Raw genomic sequence first — 15,347 nt, 5'->3', positions numbered from 1 at the left:
GGACAACATCCGGATGGCGGTGGCGCTGATCGACCCGGTGGCCATGGAAGACGGAATGCGTTTCGCGATTCGCGAGGGCGGCCGGACGGTGGGTTCCGGCGTCGTCTCGTCGATTATCGAATAGGAGGCTGCCGTGGCAGGTGGCAACAGAACGATGATCACGCTCGAGTGTCGCGTTTGTTCGGAGCGCAACTACACGACGACGAAGAACAAGCGCACGACGCCCGGCAAGCTGGCGTTCAACAAGTATTGTCCGCGTTGCCGCAAGCACACGGAGCACAGGGAGACCAAGTAGGCCTCCCAATAGGCCAGTAGCTCGAACGGTAGAGCGGCGGATTCCAAATCCGTAGGTTGGGGGTTCGAATCCCTCCTGGCCTGCACAGGATTCCGGCCTTATCGGAGAGACGGCGATGAGCGAAAAAGAAGACGACGGCAAGGGCAGGGAAGAGGAAGACGCGCGAGAGGCGGAGACCGCAGCGCCCGCGGCGGCCCCCGTCGGGCAGGCCGCGGCTGCGTTCGGCCTGATGCGCTACGTGCACGCCATCTTCTTCGGCGGCGCCATTGCTCTCGCGTGGCTGCTCATCCAGATCGTCGATACCGCGTGGACGCGCCTGAACCTCGGGTTCGCGTGGATGCCCGCGCCGCGGGGGTGGATGACCATCGCGATCGGCGGGATCGCCGGCTTCGGCACGGCGATCTACATGTGGCGGCACCCGAAGCTCAACCGGCTCGCAGTGGAGGTCGTCACGGAGCTCTCGAAGGTGACCTGGCCGACGCGCAAGGAGCTGTCCGCGTCGACGGTCGTCGTCATCGTGGTGTCGATCATCGCGTCCATCATTCTCGGCGTGTTCGACATGTTCTGGGCCTGGGCGACCGAGCAGCTGCTCAACATCTGAGCGCGGGCCGAGGGACGGGTTCAAGGAAAAGGTACGATCATGGCCGAGCCGGACAGGAAAATGAAATACTACGTGGTCACCACGTACTCGGGCTTCGAGAACAAGGTCCGGCTCTCGCTCGAGGAGCGGATCAAGGGCTCGGGCTTCCCAGAGCTGTTCGGCGAGATCCTCGTCCCGACCGAGACCGTGCAGGAGGTCGTGCGCGGCAAGAAGCGGATCGGCGAGCGGAAGTTCTTCCCAGGGTACATCTTCCTGCAGATGGTGCTCAACGAGGAGACGTGGCACCTCGTCAAGAACACGCCCAAGGTGACCAACTTCGTCGGGAACCAGCGGCCGGCGCCGGTGCCCGAGGAGGAGATCGCCAGGATCATGTCGCGGATGGAGGCCGGCGCCGCGGCGCCGACGCCGATCATCCGGTTCGAGGAGGGCGACGGGATCCGCGTCGTGGACGGCGCGTTCAGCGGCTTCAACGGCACGGTCGAGGTCGTCAAGCCGGAGAAGCAGAAGGTCGTCGTGCTCGTGAGCATCTTCGGCCGCGCGACGCCGGTCGAGCTCGACTACACGCAGGTGGAGAAGACGAGTTAGGCGAGGACGGCCTCGCAGGAGAATCGAGATGAAAAAGATCATCGGCCAGATCAAGCTGCAGGTGCCCGCGGGAAAGGCGAACCCGTCGCCGCCCATCGGGCCCGCGCTCGGCCAGCACGGCGTGAACATCATGGAGTTCTGCAAGACGTTCAACGCCAAGACCCAGGCGCAGGCGGCGGAGGGCATGATCATCCCGGTGGTGATCACGGTCTTCGCCGACAGGAGCTTCACGTTCATCACCAAGACGCCGCCGGTCGCGCGCCTTCTGCTGAAGGAGGCGAAGCTGGAGAAGGGATCCGGCACGCCGAACAAGGAGAAGGCCGGCACGGTAACGGGCGCCCAGATCAGGAAGATCGCCGAGATGAAGCTGGTCGACCTGAACACGACGAGCATCGATTCCGCGATCAAGACGGTTTCGGGGACGGCTCGTTCGATGGGCATCGAGGTCGTCGACTGACGGATCGCCCCGCTTGGGGGCACCGTTTTTACCACGCGCCCCCGACACACGGGGGAGAAACGCATGGGAGGCGAACGCCGCATGGGAAAGCAGTCCAAACGCACACGTACGGCCAGGGAGACCGTGGACAGGAACACGCTGTACTCGGTCGAGGAGGCGCTGTCGAAGGTCAAGGGGACCGCGACGGCGAAGTTCGACGAGACCGTCGACGTCGCGATCAAGCTCGGGGTCAACCCGAAGCACGCGGACCAGATGGTGCGCGGCGCCGTGGCGCTGCCGCACGGGCTGGGCAAGACGATCCGGGTGCTCGTGTTCGCGACGGGCGAGAAGGAGAAGGAGGCGCAGGACGCCGGCGCCGACTACGTCGGGGCGGAGGATCTCATCGAGAAGATCCAGGGCGGCTGGCTCGAGTTCGACACCGCCATCGCGATCCCGCCGATGATGGCCAAGGTCGGAAGGATCGGGAAGATCCTCGGCACGCGCGGGCTCATGCCGAACCCGAAGACCGGCACGGTCACACTCGACGTCACGAACGCGGTGAAGCAGGCCAAGGCCGGGAAGGTGCAGTACCGCGTCGAGAAGGCCGGCATCGTGCACGCGCCGATCGGGAAGGCCTCGTTCGAGGCAAAGAAGCTCCAGGGCAATTTCGACGTCCTGATCGAGGCGATCCTCAAGGCGAAGCCGCCTTCGGCGAAGGGCACGTACCTCAAGGGGATCTGCGTCTCGTCGACGATGGGCCCCGGCGTGAAGATCGACCCGCAGATCTTCGGCGGGAAGAAGTAGGAGGCGTCCATGAACCGGGTACAGAAGCAAGACCAGATCAACGAGATCCGGGAACGGTTCTCGAAGATGGCCAGCGCCGTGGTCACGGACTTCCGCGGTTTGGACGTCCAGAGCGTCACGCGGCTGCGAGACGAGTTCCGCAAGGTCGGGGTCGAGTACAAGGTGATCAAGAACAAGCTGTTCGGGCTCGCCGTCAAGGACTCGCCGTTCCACGGGAAGCTCGTCGATCACCTCGTGGGACCCACCGCCGTGGCGTGGTCCTACGATGATCCGGCGGCGCCGGCCCGCGTCGCGGTCACCTTCGCGAAGACCAACGAGAAGCTGCGGATCAAGTGCGCGGTGCTCGGCAACGAGGTGCTCGACGACAAGGCGGTCGTCAGCCTGTCGAAGATGCCGGGGAAGAACGAGCTGCTCGGGACGATGCTCGCGACGTTCATGGCGCCGGCGCAGGAATTCGTGCGGCTGCTCGCCGCGGGATCGACCAACTTCGTGTACGTGCTCGACGCGCGGCGTCGACAGCTGGAAGAGAAGTAGGCGCGGCCGGCAAGGGTGCGGGTCGCAGAAAAAGAAGGGAAACGTCCGGGTCCGATAGAGGGCCTGTGAAATGGGAGTGAAAGATGCCTGAGATTACGCGCGAACAAGTGGTGGAGTTCCTGAGCAACCTGTCGGTGATGGACATCGCCGCGCTGACGAAGGAGCTCGAGTCGAAGTGGGGCGTCTCCGCGGCGCCGGTGGCCATGATGGGTATGGCCGGTGCCGGTGGCGGCGAGGCCGCCGCCGCGGTGGAGGAGAAGACCGAGTTCAACGTCGAGCTGACCGCGATCGGTGACAAGAAGATCAACGTGATCAAGGTCATCCGCGAGCTCACGAACCTCGGGCTCAAGGAAGCGAAGGATCTCGTCGACGCGGCGCCGAAGGTGGTCAAGGAAGCCGTGTCGAAGGAGGAAGCCGCGGACGCCAAGAAGAAGCTCGAGGAGGCCGGTGCTACTGTCACGGTGAAGTAGCCTCGATGTTCCGAATACGGAGCATCGCCAGTCGAGCTCGTCGTCCCGCCTGCGCGCAGCCGCGCGGGCAACGGTGTGGTCTGTCCTCCGCCCGGGAAGTCGCCGGGAGGACGTTTTCTCCTAACGCTTCTGAAACAATAGGGAGCTGAGCCCATGGCATCCACAGTCCAGGCGAACTACCGTTATCGGGAGTCCTTCGGCAAGATCCGGAAGGTCGTCGAGATTCCCCATTTGATCGAGATTCAGAAGCTGTCGTACGACAAGTTCCTGCAGGCGACCGTGCCCCACGAGCAGCGAGAGACCGTGGGGCTGCAGGGCGTGTTCACGAGCGTATTCCCCATCCGCGACTTCAAGGGGACGAGCGAGCTCGCCTACCTCGGGTACACGCTGGAGAAGCCGAAGTACGACGTCGACGAGTGCCGCCAGCGGGGGATGAGCTTCGCGGCGCCCATCAAGGTCACCATCCAGCTCATCATCTACGACGCCCCGGCCGAGGAAGGCCAGGATCCGGTCGTCCGCGACATCAAGGAGCAGGAGGTGTTCTTCGGCGAGATCCCGCTCATGACGGAGAACGGGACGTTCATCATCAACGGGACGGAGCGCGTGGTCGTCAGCCAGCTGCACCGCTCACCGGGCGTGTTCTTCGACCACGACAAGGGGAAGACGCACTCGTCCGGCAAGCTGCTCTACTCGGCGCGCGTGATCCCGTACCGCGGGTCGTGGCTCGATTTCGAGTTCGACCACAAGAACATCATCCACGTCCGGATCGATCGGCGCAGGAAGATGCCGGCGACCGTGCTGCTGCGCGCCCTGGGGTTCTCGACGCAGGATCTCCTCAATTACTTCTACAACACCGAGACGGTGTTCCTGGAGCAGGGCAAGCGGTTCAAGAAGAGCATCGAGTACGACTTCATCGAGGGACAGCGGGCGACGCGCGACATCAAGATCGGCGGCACCGTCATCGTCAAGAAGAACCGGAAGTTCACGCGGATGGCGATCCGCAAGATGCGCGAGGCCGAGCTCGACACGCTGCCCATCGATCTGCCGGACGTGCTCGGCAAGGTGTCCGCCGAGGACGTGATCGACGAGGCGACCGGCGAGGTGCTGCTCGAGTGCAACGAGGAGATCACCGAGTCCAAGATCGATAGGCTCCGCGACGCGAAGATCAAGAGCTTCAAGGTGCTCTTCATCGACAACCTCAACGTCGGTTCCTACCTCCGCGACACGCTGGTGGCGGACAAGATCACCTCCCAGGAGGAGGCGATCCTGGAGATCTACCGCCGGCTGCGCCCCGGGGACCCGCCGACGCTCGAGACCGCGAACGTGCTGTTTCAGAACCTGTTCTTCAACACGGAGCGCTACGATCTGTCCCGCGTCGGCAGGCTCAAGCTGAACCACAAGTTCCACATCGAGGAGCCGCTCGAGCTCACGACCCTGACGCCGCGCGACATCATGGAGACCGTGCACCACCTCATCGAGCTCAAGAACGGGCGCGGCTCGGTCGACGACATCGACCACCTCGGGAACCGGCGCGTACGCGCGGTCGGCGAGCTCATGGAGAGCCAGTACCGCATCGGGCTTGTCCGCATGGAGCGCGCGATCAAGGAGCGCATGAGCATGAGCCAGGAGCTCGACACGCTCATGCCGCACGATCTCATCAACGCGAAGCCGGTCAGCGCCGTGGTCAAGGAGTACTTCGGCTCGAGCCAGCTGTCGCAGTTCATGGATCAGACGAATCCGCTCTCCGAGGTCACGCACAAGCGGCGCCTCTCCGCGCTCGGCCCCGGCGGCCTGACGCGCGAGCGGGCGGGCTTCGAGGTGCGCGACGTCCATCCGACGCATTACGGCCGCATCTGCCCGATCGAGACGCCGGAGGGGCCGAACATCGGCCTCATCGCGTCGCTCTCGACGTTCGCCAGGGTCAACGAGTACGGCTTCGTCGAGACGCCGTACCGCGACGTGACCGAGGGCAAGGTCACCGACACGGTGCGGTTCTACTCCGCGCTCGAGGAGGAGCAGCACTTCATCGCGCAGGCCAACGAGCCCTTCGACAAGAAGGGAAAGTTGGTGAACGCGTTCGTGCTGTGCCGCAACAACGGCGAGTTCGCCATGGTGACCAACGAGCAGGTGACGCTCATGGACGTGTCGCCGAACCAGCTCGTGTCGGTCGCGTCCTCGCTCGTGCCGTTCCTCGAGCACGACGACGCGAACCGCGCGCTCATGGGATCGAACATGCAGCGCCAGGCGGTGCCGCTCCTCAAGACCAGGGCGCCGATCGTCGGCACCGGGCTCGAGGGAAAGGTGGCCGCCGACTCGGGCGTCACGGTGATCGCGCGGCGCGACGGCGTCGTCGAGTCGGTCGACGCGACGCGGATCGTCGTTCGCGCGGAGGGCCGCAGCGGCGACTTCCCGGACATCTACAACCTCGTGAAGTTCCGTCGCTCCAACCAGAACACCTGTGTCAACCAGAAGCCGGTCATCGGCGCCGGAGCGAAGGTCCGGAAGGGCGACGTGCTCGCGGACGGCCCGGCGACCGCCCAAGGCGAGCTCGCGCTCGGGCAGAACGTGCTCGTCGCGTTCATGCCGTGGGGCGGCTACAACTTCGAGGACTCGATCCTCCTCTCCGAGAAGCTCGCGAAGGAGGACGCGTACACCTCCATCCACATCGAGGAGTTCGAGTGCGTCGCGCGCGACACGAAGCTCGGCAAGGAGGAGATCACCCGGGACATCCCGAACGTCGGCGAGGAGGCGCTCGCGAACCTCGACGAGAGCGGCATCGTGCGCATGGGCGCCGAGGTCAAGCAGGGCGACATCCTCGTCGGCAAGATCACGCCGAAGGGCGAGACGCAGCTCAGCCCCGAGGAGAAGCTCCTGCGCGCGATCTTCGGCGAGAAGGCGGGCGACGTGCGCGACTCCTCGCTGCGCGTGCCGCCGGGCGTCTCCGGCATCGTCATCGACGCGCGCGTCTTCAGCAGGCGCGGCACCGAGAAGGACGACCGCGCCAAGCAGATCGAGGAGGCGGAGCGCGCTCGGCTGGAGAAGGACATGGCGGCCGAGATCAAGATCATCCGGGAGTCGGCCTACGCCCGCGTCCGGAAGATCCTCGCCGGCAGGACGACGACCGGCAAGCTCGTGGACGACAAGGGCAACGTCGTCGTGCAGAAGGGCAAGAAGCTCGAGAACGACAGCCTGAACGACATCCCGCGCAAGTACTGGGGACAGATCCCGGTCGACTCGGGGCAGGATCGGATCGCCGAGATCATCGAGTCCCTCAAGAGCCAGCAGGACGTGATCGAGGAGGCGTTCCACGAGAAGATAGATAGGCTGTCGAAGGGGGACGAGCTCCCGCCGGGCGTGATCAAGATGGTCAAGCTGTTCGTGGCCATCAAGCGGCGCGTGTCGGTCGGCGACAAGATGGCGGGCCGGCACGGCAACAAGGGCGTGATCAGCCGCATCCTGCCGGAAGAGGACATGCCATTCCTGCAGGACGGCACCCCTGTGGACATCGTGCTCAACCCGCTCGGCGTGCCCTCCCGTATGAACGTCGGGCAGATCCTCGAGACGCACCTCGGCTGGGCCGCGCGCGTGCTCGGCGAGCAGCTCTCGTGGATGGTCGAGGTGGGCGGGTACGCCGCGGAGAACGTCCGCGCGCGGCTGAAGGGGATCTTCTCCAGCGAGATCGGCGGCCGGATGGTCGACGAGATGTCCGACAAGGAAGTGCTGCGGTTCGCCGCGCAGCAGCGCGAGGGCATCCTCTACGGCTCGCCGGTGTTCGACGGCGCCGCCGAGGAGGAGATCCGCAAGGCGCTGGAGCTGGCCGGCCTGCCGCGATCCGGGCAGACCGTGCTCTTCGACGGCCGCACGGGCGAGGCGTTCGATCAGGACGTGACCGTCGGCGTCATGTACGTGCTCAAGCTGCACCACCTCGTCGACGACAAGATCCACGCGCGGTCCATCGGGCCGTACTCGCTCGTCACGCAGCAGCCGCTCGGCGGCAAGGCGCAGTTCGGCGGCCAGCGGCTCGGCGAGATGGAGGTCTGGGCCATGGAGGCCTACGGCGCCGCGTACGCGCTGCAGGAGTTCCTCACGGTCAAGAGCGACGACGTCATGGGTCGCACGCGGATGTACGAGTCCATCGTCAAGGGCGAGCAGTCGCTCGAGGCGGGGCTCCCGGAGTCGTTCAACGTCCTCATCAAGGAGCTCCAGAGCCTCTGCCTGAACGTCGAGCTGGTCGAGAGCCACGTTGGTGAGCAGATCGTTTCGGAAGAGCAGCCCCAGGCTTAGGCGCCGGGAGGTAGATCATGAAGGACATCTTCAGCTTCTTTGAGAAACCCAAGGATCCGCTGAGCTTCTCGGCGATGCGGATCTCGCTGGCGAGCCCGAACCAGATCCTGGAGTGGTCGCACGGCGAGGTGAAGAAGCCCGAGACGATCAACTACCGCACGTTCAAGCCGGAGCGGGACGGGCTCTTCTGCGCGAAGATCTTCGGCCCGGTCAAGGACTACGAGTGCAACTGCGGGAAGTACAAGCGGATGAAGCACCGGGGCATCGTCTGCGAGAAGTGCGGCGTCGAGGTGATCCAGTCGAAGGTGCGGCGGGAGCGGCTCGGCCACATCACGCTCGCCACCCCGGTCGCGCACATCTGGTTCCTCAAGAGCCTGCCTTCGCGGATCGGGGCGCTGCTCGACATCACGCTCAAGGATCTCGAGCGCATCCTCTACTGCGAGAGCTACGTCGTGCTCGACCCGGGGCAGACCTCGATGGAGCGGGGCGAGATCCTCTCCGAGGAGAGGTACCAGCAGGCGATCGAGGAGTTCGGGTACGGCACGTTCGAGGCCGGCATGGGCGGGGAGGCGGTCGTCTCGCTCCTGAAGGACGTCGACGTGGTCACGCTCGCCGAGGAGCTTCGGCGCGAGCTGCGCGGCAACAACAGCGAGGCGAAGCGCAAGAAGTACACGAAGCGGCTCAAGGTCGCGGAGGCGTTCAAGGACTCGGGGAACAAGCCCGAGTGGATGATGCTGTCGGTGATCCCGGTGCTCCCGCCCGATCTGCGGCCGCTCGTTCCGCTCGACGGCGGCAGGTTCGCGACGAGCGACCTGAACGACCTGTACCGGCGCGTGATCAACCGGAACAACCGGCTGAAGCGCCTCCTCGAGCTCAACGCGCCCGACATCATCATCCGCAACGAGCGGCGCATGCTGCAGGAGGCCGTCGACGCGCTCTTCGACAACGGACGGCGCGGGAAGACGATCACCGGCCCCAACAAGCGGCCCCTCAAGTCCCTGTCCGACATGCTCAAGGGAAAGCAGGGCCGGTTCCGCCAGAACCTGCTCGGCAAGCGCGTCGACTACTCCGGCCGCTCCGTGATCGTGGTCGGCCCGTCGCTCAAGCTGCACCAGTGCGGCCTGCCGAAGCAGATGGCGCTCGAGCTGTTCAAGCCGTTCATCTACAACAAGCTCGAGGAGCGCGGGTTCGTCACGACCATCAAGAGCGCGAAAAAGATGGTCGAGAAGGCGAAGTCCGAGGTCTGGGACATCCTCGACGAGGTGATCAGCGAGCACCCCGTCATGCTGAACCGCGCGCCGACGCTGCACCGCCTCGGCATACAGGCGTTCGAGCCGGTCCTCATCGAGGGCAAGGCGATCCGGCTGCACCCGCTCGTCTGTACCGCCTTCAACGCCGATTTCGACGGCGACCAGATGGCCGTCCACGTCCCGCTCAGCATCGAGGCGCAGATGGAAGCGCGCGTGCTCATGATGTCGACGAACAACATCCTGAGCCCGGCCCACGGCAAGCCGATCATCAACCCGACCCAGGATATCGTGCTCGGGCTGTACTACATGACGAGCAAGCGGCCGTTCAGCCGCGGCGAGCACCGCGACGACGTCAAGGGTGCCGCCAGGTTCGCGGGAATCTACTCGTCCACCGACGAGGTGCGGATGGCCTACGACAGCGGCGCGATCGATCTCCACGCGGAGGTGGTCGTGCGCGTCGACGGGGCGCACGTCCGCACGTCGGTCGGGCGCGTGCTGGTGGGCGAGATCCTGCCCCGCGGCATGCCGTTCAGCTTCGTGAACAAGGTCATGGACCGCAAGGCGCTGTCGCAGCTCATCGACGCGGCGTACCGCGTGTGCGGCAACAAGGCCACCGTGATCCTCGCGGATCAGCTCCGCAACATCGGCTTCGAGTACGCGACGCGCGCCGGGATCAGCATCTGCATGGACAACATGGAGATCCCGAAGACCAAGAAGGCGCTGCTCGAGACGGCGCAGGCCGAGGTCGAGCGCGTCGTCACGCAGTACCAGGAAGGCCTCATCACGGACGGCGAGCGGTACAACAAGGTCGTCGACATCTGGGCCGCCGTGTCGGATCAGGTCGCCGACGAGATGGTGCAGCAGATCCGCTCGGCCGACGTCAAGGATCCGTACACGGGTGAGATGAAGACCGTCTCGAGCTTCAACCCGATTTTCATCATGGCGGACTCCGGCGCGCGCGGTTCCAACGCGCAGCTCAGGCAGCTCGCCGGAATGCGCGGCCTGATGGCGAAGCCGTCGGGCGAGATTATCGAGACGCCGATCACGGCGAACTTCCGGGAGGGGCTGTCGGTCCTCCAGTACTTCATCTCGACGCACGGCGCGCGCAAGGGGCTTGCGGACACCGCGCTCAAGACCGCGAACTCCGGCTACCTCACGCGGCGGCTCGTCGACGTCGCACAGGACGCGACGATCACGGAGTTCGACTGCGGCACGCTCGACGGCATCGAGGTCACGGCGCTCGAGGAGGGCGGCGAGGTCATCCAGAAGCTGAGCGAGCGCGTGCTCGGCCGCGTCGCCCTCGACGACGTCTACGATCCGTACACCGGCGAGCTGCTCGTCGAGGCGAACGAGATCATCGACGAGACCAAGGTCGCGAAGATCGAGGCGGCGGGCACGACGTCGGTCACGATCCGATCGGTGCTCACCTGCCAGACACAGCGCGGCATCTGCGTGAAGTGCTACGGCCGCGATCTCGCGCGCGGCTATCAGGTCAACATCGGCGAGGCGGTGGGGATCATCGCCGCGCAGTCCATCGGCGAGCCCGGCACGCAGCTGACGATGCGGACCTTCCACATCGGCGGCGCGGCGAAGCGCGGCAAGATCGAGCAGTCGCGGCTCGAGGCGAACCAGGACGGGCGCGTTCAGCTCCGCGGGCTGCCGGTCGCGCGGAAGACGGACGGCACGACCATCGTGATGGCCCGGCACGGGGAGATCGCGGTCGTCGACGACGTCGGGCGCGAGCACACCTACAACGTCGTCTACGGCGCCGCCCTCAAGGTCGAGGAAGGGCGGAACGTGAAGTCCGGAGAGCTCATCGCCGAGTGGGATCCTTACTCGATCCCGATCGTCGCCGAGACCCCCGGCGTGGTGAAGTTCGGCGACGTCATCGAGGGCCTCTCCATGTCGGAGATGCTCGACGAGGTGACGGGCCTCTCGCGAAAGGTGATCATCGAGTCCAAGGATCCCGAGCTTCGGCCCCGCGTCTCGATCAAGGACGAGAAGGGCGCGACCAAGGACGCCGGCACCGGCGGCGCCGCGCGGTACCTCCTGCCGGTCGGCGCGAACATCACCGTGAACGAGGGCGACGCCATCGACGCCGGCGAGGTGATCGCCAAGATCCCGCGCGAGACCACGAAGACGAAGGACATCACCGGCGGCCTGCCGCGCGTGGCGGAGCTGTTCGAGGCGCGCAAGCCCAAGGAGCACGCCATGATCGCCGAGATCGACGGCGTCATCTCGTTCGGCAAGGACACGAAGGGCAAGCGGAAGGTCGTCATCACGCCGGAGGTCGGCGAGCCGAAGGACTACCTCATCGCCAAGGGCAAGCACATCGCGGTCAAGGAGGGCGACTTCATCCGCGCCGGCGAGGCGCTCATGGACGGCGCCGCCAACCCGCACGACATCCTGAAGGTGATGGGCGAGAAGGCGCTGGCGAAGTACCTCGTCGACGAGATCCAGGAGGTCTACCGCCTCCAGGGCGTGTCCATCAACGACAAGCACATCGAGACGATCGTCCGCCAGATGCTGCGGCGCGTCACGATCAAGGATTCGGGGGACACGGCCTTCCTCGCGGACGACAAGGTGGACAAGGCCGAGTTCAGGGCCGAGAACGAGCGCGTGATCGCGGCGGGCGGCAGGCCGGCGACCGCGGAGGCGCTCCTCCTCGGGATCACGAAGGCGGCGCTCTCGACCGACAGCTTCATCTCGGCGTCGTCGTTCCAGGAGACCACCAAGGTGCTCACCGAGGCGGCCGTGTCCGGACGGATCGACTACCTGACCGGGCCCAAGGAGAACGTCATCATGGGCCGGCTGATTCCGGCCGGCACCGGTGTCCCGATGTACCAGAGCCTCACGATCGAGGTCGCGGAGGGCGTGGACGGGGGCGTCGTGGAGGTGCCCGACGAGTCCGAGTTCGACGAGGCGAACGGGATCACTTCGGCTTGACAAAAGCGGCTAGTTTGATTACACGGGAGCGCCTTCGATCCGCGCGGAGCGGACCGGGTTAGAGAAGTGGAAGCATGCCGACGATAAACCAGCTCGTTCGCAAGGGACGTCGCGCGCAAGCGGCGAAGACGACGGCCCCCGCGCTCAAGGCGTGCCCGCAGAAGCGGGGCGTGTGCGTGAGGGTCTACACATCGACCCCGAAGAAGCCGAACTCGGCGCTCCGCAAGGTGGCGCGCGTCCGGCTCTCGAACGGGATGGAGGTCACGACCTACATCCCGGGCGAGGGGCACAACCTGCAGGAGCACTCGGTGGTGTTGATCCGCGGCGGCCGCGTCAAGGATCTCCCCGGGGTGCGGTATCACGTCATCCGCGGGACGATGGACGCGTCCGGGGTCGAGGAGCGGCGGCAGGGTCGCAGCAAGTACGGCGCGAAGCGCCCGAAGAAGTAGGGTCGAGGTAGGGCATGCCGAGGCGAAGAGAAGTACCGAAACGGAAAATCCAGCCGGATCCCAAGTTCAGGAACCGGATGGTGTCCAAGTTCGTGAACAAGATGATGTACGGCGGCAAGAAGGCCGTCGCGGAGCAGGCGCTGTACGGCGCGTTCGACATCATCGAGCAGCGCTACAAGCAGGATCCGCTCGAGGTCTTCAAGAAGGCCATCGAGAACGTGAAGCCGAAGATCGAGGTGAAGTCGCGTCGCGTGGGCGGCGCCACCTACCAGGTGCCGGTCGAGGTGAGGGCGAGCCGGAGGCTCGCGCTGGCGATGCGCTGGCTCATCAACTACTCCCGCGATCGCGGCGAGCAGACGATGCGCGAGAGGCTCGCCGCGGAGCTCGTGGACGCCTCGCAGAACCGCGGCACGTCGATCAAGAAGCGTGAGGATACGCACAAGATGGCGGAGGCGAACAAGGCGTTCGCGCACTACCGCTGGTAGATGAAATAGTCCCGGGCCTTCTCCGGCGGGTGCAACTCGCGCCGAATGATGCCGAGAGAGGTCCTTGCTGCCGGGCGCCGAACGAACGAGCGCGGGCGGTTGGGAGAGCGACGGCGTGGCAAGGCGCGTTCCGATCGGCCTGATCCGAAACATCGGGATCATGGCCCACATCGATGCCGGCAAGACCACTCTCACGGAGAGGGTCCTCTACTACACCGGCGTATCGCACAAGATGGGCGAGGTCCACGACGGGACGGCCCAGATGGACTGGATGCCGCAGGAGCAGGAGCGCGGCATCACCATCACCAGCGCCGCGACCACCTGCTTCTGGCGGGATCACCGGATCAACATCATCGACACCCCGGGGCACGTCGACTTCACGATCGAGGTCGAGCGATCGCTGCGCGTGCTCGACGGCGCCGTCTGCGTCTTCGACGGCGTGGCGGGCGTCGAGCCCCAGTCCGAGACCGTGTGGCGGCAGGCCGACAAGTACGGCGTCCCGCGGCTGGCATTCGTCAACAAGATGGATCGGATCGGCGCGAGCTTCGAGCGCTGCGTCGACATGATCCGCGAGAGGCTCGGTGCCCGCCCGGTGCCGACGCAACTGCCGGTCGGAGTCGAGGACGGCTTCCGCGGCATCGTGGACCTCCTGGAGGGCCGCGCGGTGATCTGGGACGACGACGCGCTCGGCGCCAACTACCGCCTGGACGAGATCCCGGCGGAGATGGCCGACGCGGCGGCGGCGGCCCGCGAGAAGCTCATCGAGGCGGCGGCCGACTTCGACGAGCAGCTGATGGAGAGCTACCTCGAGGGGCACGAGCCGGATCTCTCGCGCGTACGGGCCGCGATCCGGGCGGGCACCATCCGCGGGAAGATCGTTCCGGTGCTCTGCGGCGCGGCCTTCCGCAACAAGGGCGTGCAGCTGGTCCTAGACGCGGTGGTCGACTACCTGCCCGCGCCCGTCGATCTGCCGCCGATCCAGGGCGTGGATGTGTCGACGCAGAAGCCGATCAGCCGGAAGGCGGACGAGGGCGAGCCGTTCGCCGCGCTCGCCTTCAAGGTCCAGAACGACGCCTACGCGGGCCAGCTCACATACTTCCGCGTTTACTCGGGAACGCTCGAGACGGGCAAGGCGATCGAGAACGCCAGCAAGTCGAGGAAGGAGCGCATCAACCGGCTCCTCCAGATGCACGCGAACAAGCGGGAGGAGATCAAGGAGGTGTTTGCCGGTGATATCGCGGCCGCGGTGGGCCTGCGGTTCACGACGACGGGCGACACCCTCTGCGATCCCAAGCACCCGCTGCTCCTCGAGCGGATCGAGGCGCCGGAGCCGGTGATCTCGATCGCCATCGAGCCGAGGACGATGGCCGATCAGGAGAAGCTCTCGCAGGCCCTCGACAGGCTCTCGATGGAGGACCCGACGTTCCTCGTGAAGACGGACGAGGAGACCGGGCAGACGCTCATCAGCGGGATGGGCGAGCTGCACCTCGAGATCATCGTCGACCGGCTCCGCCGCGAGTTCAACGTGGCCGCGAACGTCGGCGACCCGCGCGTGGCTTTTCGGGAGACCGCAACGCGCGAAGCCGCGGGCGTCGGCTCCGTGGAAAAGCAGATCGGCGCGAAGCTGCACCGCGCCTCGATCAAGCTCGGCGTCCGGCCCGGCGAGCGCGGGAGCGGCATCGAGTTCAAGGATGAGACGGACGGGATGATCATCCCGAAGGAGTTCGTGCGACAAGTCGAGGAGAGCGTGCGCGGATCGCTCGGTTCCGGTGTTTTGGCCGGATATCCCATCGTAGATCTGGTGGTTTCTTTGTTGAACGAAGGCAAACATGAGGTTGACAGCACCGAGCTGGCGTATAAAATCGCCGCCTCGATTGCCCTGAGGGAAGCCCTCCGGGCTTCGCAACCCATTTTGCTCGAGCCGGTCATGGCCGTGCAGGTGATCGTGCCCGAGGAGTTCATGGGAGAGGTCGTCGGCGATCTGAACCGACGGCAGGGAAGGATCAGCGGAATGGAGGCGCGCGTGAGCGTTCAGGTGATCGACGTGCACGTGCCTCTGAGACTGATGTTCGGCTACACGACCGATTTGAGGACCGTGACGCAAGGGAGAGCGACGTACACGATGCAGTTCTCGCACTTCAGCGCCGTTCCCGAGCAGATCGCCAGGGTGATCATCGGTTGAGAAGTGGACACGGCGCGGCTTGGCCG

General features: G+C 65.6%; 13 protein-coding genes and 1 tRNA gene. All 14 read left to right on the top strand.

All coding sequences use genetic code 11. From position 1 onward, the window contains the following. Window positions 1–124: elongation factor Tu (locus M0R80_18290; protein ID MCK9461582.1), on the top strand; the 124-nt coding region annotated here is incomplete at its 5' end. A gap of 30 nt (window positions 125–154) precedes the next feature. After that, window positions 155–295 carry a 50S ribosomal protein L33 gene (gene rpmG / locus M0R80_18285; protein ID MCK9461581.1) on the top strand — a complete coding sequence of 47 codons (141 nt, stop codon included), beginning with the start codon at window positions 155–157 and terminating at the stop codon, window positions 293–295. Between the two features lie 10 nt (window positions 296–305). Continuing rightward, window positions 306–378 (top strand) — tRNA-Trp (locus tag M0R80_18280). Window positions 379–410: 32 nt separating this feature from the next. After that, entirely contained in the window at window positions 411–896 is a 486-nt protein-coding gene (gene secE, locus M0R80_18275) for a preprotein translocase subunit SecE (protein ID MCK9461580.1), read from the top strand. A gap of 60 nt (window positions 897–956) precedes the next feature. Beyond that, window positions 957–1,481: a transcription termination/antitermination protein NusG gene (gene nusG, locus M0R80_18270; GenBank protein ID MCK9461579.1), complete on the top strand. Its 525-nt coding sequence runs from the start codon at window positions 957–959 to the stop codon at window positions 1,479–1,481. Between the two features lie 28 nt (window positions 1,482–1,509). Continuing rightward, window positions 1,510–1,938 carry a 50S ribosomal protein L11 gene (rplK, locus tag M0R80_18265; protein ID MCK9461578.1) on the top strand — a complete coding sequence of 143 codons (429 nt, stop codon included), beginning with the start codon at window positions 1,510–1,512 and terminating at the stop codon, window positions 1,936–1,938. 81 nt (window positions 1,939–2,019) lie between these two features. After that, window positions 2,020–2,721 (top strand): 50S ribosomal protein L1, encoded by a 702-nt coding sequence (rplA, locus tag M0R80_18260; protein MCK9461577.1) that lies wholly within the window; start codon window positions 2,020–2,022, stop codon window positions 2,719–2,721. Window positions 2,722–2,730: 9 nt separating this feature from the next. Further along, window positions 2,731–3,255, top strand: coding sequence for a 50S ribosomal protein L10 (rplJ, locus tag M0R80_18255; protein ID MCK9461576.1), 525 nt, complete (start codon window positions 2,731–2,733; stop codon window positions 3,253–3,255). A gap of 83 nt (window positions 3,256–3,338) precedes the next feature. Beyond that, the gene (rplL, locus tag M0R80_18250) at window positions 3,339–3,725 is read left to right on the top strand and encodes a 50S ribosomal protein L7/L12 (protein MCK9461575.1); all 387 of its coding nucleotides are present in this window, start codon (window positions 3,339–3,341) and stop codon (window positions 3,723–3,725) included. 153 nt (window positions 3,726–3,878) lie between these two features. After that, window positions 3,879–8,009 (top strand): DNA-directed RNA polymerase subunit beta, encoded by a 4,131-nt coding sequence (gene rpoB, locus M0R80_18245; protein MCK9461574.1) that lies wholly within the window; start codon window positions 3,879–3,881, stop codon window positions 8,007–8,009. Between the two features lie 17 nt (window positions 8,010–8,026). After that, a complete protein-coding gene (gene rpoC / locus M0R80_18240; GenBank protein ID MCK9461573.1) occupies window positions 8,027–12,205 on the top strand; it encodes a DNA-directed RNA polymerase subunit beta' in 4,179 nt (1,392 codons plus the stop codon). Window positions 12,206–12,279: 74 nt separating this feature from the next. After that, a complete protein-coding gene (rpsL, locus tag M0R80_18235; GenBank protein MCK9461572.1) occupies window positions 12,280–12,654 on the top strand; it encodes a 30S ribosomal protein S12 in 375 nt (124 codons plus the stop codon). Between the two features lie 14 nt (window positions 12,655–12,668). Next, entirely contained in the window at window positions 12,669–13,139 is a 471-nt protein-coding gene (gene rpsG, locus M0R80_18230) for a 30S ribosomal protein S7 (GenBank protein MCK9461571.1), read from the top strand. Between the two features lie 115 nt (window positions 13,140–13,254). Continuing rightward, the gene (gene fusA / locus M0R80_18225; GenBank protein ID MCK9461570.1) at window positions 13,255–15,321 is read left to right on the top strand and encodes an elongation factor G; all 2,067 of its coding nucleotides are present in this window, start codon (window positions 13,255–13,257) and stop codon (window positions 15,319–15,321) included. Window positions 15,322–15,347 lie beyond the last annotated feature (26 nt).

It is taken from the genome of Pseudomonadota bacterium (assembly GCA_023229365.1).
GTDB lineage: Bacteria > Myxococcota_A > Polyangia > JAAYKL01 > JAAYKL01 > JALNZK01.
This window is presented reverse-complemented; position numbering and strand designations above follow the sequence as displayed.

What these genes read in the sequence shown, in the direction of transcription:
- rplA (MCK9461577.1), top strand. Translation starts at nt 2,020, where the DNA reads ATGGGAAAGCAGTCCAAACGCACACGTACGGCCAGGGAGACCGTGGAC.
- rpsG (MCK9461571.1), top strand. Translation starts at nt 12,669, where the DNA reads ATGCCGAGGCGAAGAGAAGTACCGAAACGGAAAATCCAGCCGGATCCC.
- secE (MCK9461580.1), top strand. Translation starts at nt 411, where the DNA reads ATGAGCGAAAAAGAAGACGACGGCAAGGGCAGGGAAGAGGAAGACGCG.
- rpoC (MCK9461573.1), top strand. Translation starts at nt 8,027, where the DNA reads ATGAAGGACATCTTCAGCTTCTTTGAGAAACCCAAGGATCCGCTGAGC.
- rpoB (MCK9461574.1), top strand. Translation starts at nt 3,879, where the DNA reads ATGGCATCCACAGTCCAGGCGAACTACCGTTATCGGGAGTCCTTCGGC.
- rpsL (MCK9461572.1), top strand. Translation starts at nt 12,280, where the DNA reads ATGCCGACGATAAACCAGCTCGTTCGCAAGGGACGTCGCGCGCAAGCG.
- nusG (MCK9461579.1), top strand. Translation starts at nt 957, where the DNA reads ATGAAATACTACGTGGTCACCACGTACTCGGGCTTCGAGAACAAGGTC.
- rplL (MCK9461575.1), top strand. Translation starts at nt 3,339, where the DNA reads ATGCCTGAGATTACGCGCGAACAAGTGGTGGAGTTCCTGAGCAACCTG.
- rplJ (MCK9461576.1), top strand. Translation starts at nt 2,731, where the DNA reads ATGAACCGGGTACAGAAGCAAGACCAGATCAACGAGATCCGGGAACGG.
- rpmG (MCK9461581.1), top strand. Translation starts at nt 155, where the DNA reads ATGATCACGCTCGAGTGTCGCGTTTGTTCGGAGCGCAACTACACGACG.
- rplK (MCK9461578.1), top strand. Translation starts at nt 1,510, where the DNA reads ATGAAAAAGATCATCGGCCAGATCAAGCTGCAGGTGCCCGCGGGAAAG.